A 1,697-nucleotide genomic window follows, 5' to 3' on the forward strand; every position below is an offset into this window, starting at 1 on the left:
CGACCTCGCCCGCACCGACCGGGGCCTCCAGCACGTCGCCGGCCCGGCCCGCGCGCTCGCGGAGATCCGGCGGGTGCCGCGTCCCGGCGGCAGGCTCGTCATGGGCGAGCCCGACTGGGAGTCGCTCGCGATCGACCACCCCGACCTCGCCCTCGCGCGCGAAGCGGGGTTCGCGGTGCGCGACGTCGTCCCGGTCACCTCGGTCTTCCGCGAGGCCGGGGCCGCCGACCGGGTGCTCGGTCTGCGGCGCACCACCGAGCGCGCCGTCTCCGCCGGGCGGCTGAGCGCCGCCGAGGCCGAGCGGTGGCTGGGCCACCTCGCCACGGAGCCCTTCCACGCCGTCGTGACCCTCCACGTCGTCGTCGCGGAGGTCGCCGCCTAGTCCGGGCCGTAGGCTCGCCGGATGACCGACCTCGCGAGCCTGCCCGCCACCCGCACCGCCTACGACGCCGTCGCGCCCGTCTACGCCGAGCGGTTCAGCGACTCCCTGCGCGACTCCCCGCTGGAGCGTGCCCTGTTGAGCGCGTTCGCCGAGCTGGTGCGGGCGGGCGGGGACGGCGAGGTGGGTGACCTCGGCTGCGGGCCCGGCTACGTGACGGCGCACCTGCGCGGCCTGGGCCTGCGCGCCTTCGGCGTGGACGCCTCCCCCACGATGATCGGGCTCGCGCGCGAGGCCCACCCGGGGACGCGCTTCGACGTCGGCTCGATGGCCGCGCTCGGGCTCGCGGACGGCGCGCTCGGCGGCGTCCTGTCCCGGTGGTCGCTCATCCACACGCTTCCGGCCGAAGTGCCGGCCGTCCTGGACGAGTTCGCCCGCGTCCTCGCCCCGGGCGGGTACCTCCTGCTCTCCCTCGCGGCGACCGAGGGGCCCGAGTACGAGACGCAGGCGTACGACCACGCGGTGACCACGGCCTACCGCTGGTCCCCGGACCGCCTCGCCGCGCTCCTCGCCGCGCGCGGGCTGCACGAGTCGGCCCGTACGGTGGTCGAGCCGCGGCCCACGGACAAGCGGCAGTTCCGGACGCTCCACCTCTGGGCGCGCAAGGCGTAGGGCGGGCCCCGGGAGCGGGCGGGGGCTCGGGGGTACGGCCGGGGAACCGGGCCGGGGCGCGCGCGCCGGGAACGCTCCGCGTTCGCGGGGGCGAGCTGCGAGAGTGGGGGCATGGAGCCGAACACCTTGCCCGTCCGCCCCCGCGAAACCGCCCGGAAGGACCGCGAGTTCGACCTCGTGCTCTACGGCGCGAGCGGCTTCGTCGGCGCGCTGACCGCCGCCTACCTCGCCGCGCACGCGCCGTCCACGCTGCGCTGGGCGCTCGCGGGGCGCGACGGGGAGAAGCTGGAGCGGACGCGCGCCTCGCTGGGGCTGGAGAGCGTGCCCGTCCTGACCGCCGATGCCGGTGACGCGTCCGCGCTGCGCGCCCTGGCGGCGCGGACCCGGGTCGTGGCGACGACGGTGGGCCCCTACCTGCGGTACGGGGACGCGCTCGTCGGGGCGTGCGCGGACGCGGGCACGGACTACGCGGACCTGGCCGGGGAGCCGGAGTTCATCGACCGGAGCTATCTGCGCCACGGGGCACGGGCGCGGGCCACGGGGGCGCGGCTCGTGCACGGCTGCGGTTTCGACTCGGTGCCCGCCGACCTGGGCGCGCACTTCACCGTGGGGCGGCTGCCCGAGGGGGTGCCGCTGCGGGTGGACG

The 1,697-nt window shown here is 77.7% G+C and carries 2 protein-coding genes and 1 pseudogene; all 3 read left to right on the top strand.

Going from position 1 to position 1,697, the window contains the following annotated elements; translation table 11 throughout:
- Positions 1-382: pseudogene (locus tag SSBG_RS02755) on the top strand (ubiquinone biosynthesis protein UbiE); the annotation flags it as partial.
- Between the two features lie 21 nt (positions 383-403).
- Positions 404-1,051, top strand: a complete 648-nt coding sequence (locus SSBG_RS02760; protein WP_008744710.1) for a class I SAM-dependent DNA methyltransferase — start codon at positions 404-406, stop codon at positions 1,049-1,051.
- Between the two features lie 111 nt (positions 1,052-1,162).
- On the top strand, positions 1,163-1,697 hold a 535-nt coding region (locus SSBG_RS02765), incomplete at its 3' end, for a saccharopine dehydrogenase NADP-binding domain-containing protein (RefSeq protein ID WP_199781329.1).

The organism is Streptomyces sp. SPB074 (genome assembly GCF_000154905.1).
GTDB lineage: Bacteria > Actinomycetota > Actinomycetes > Streptomycetales > Streptomycetaceae > Streptomyces.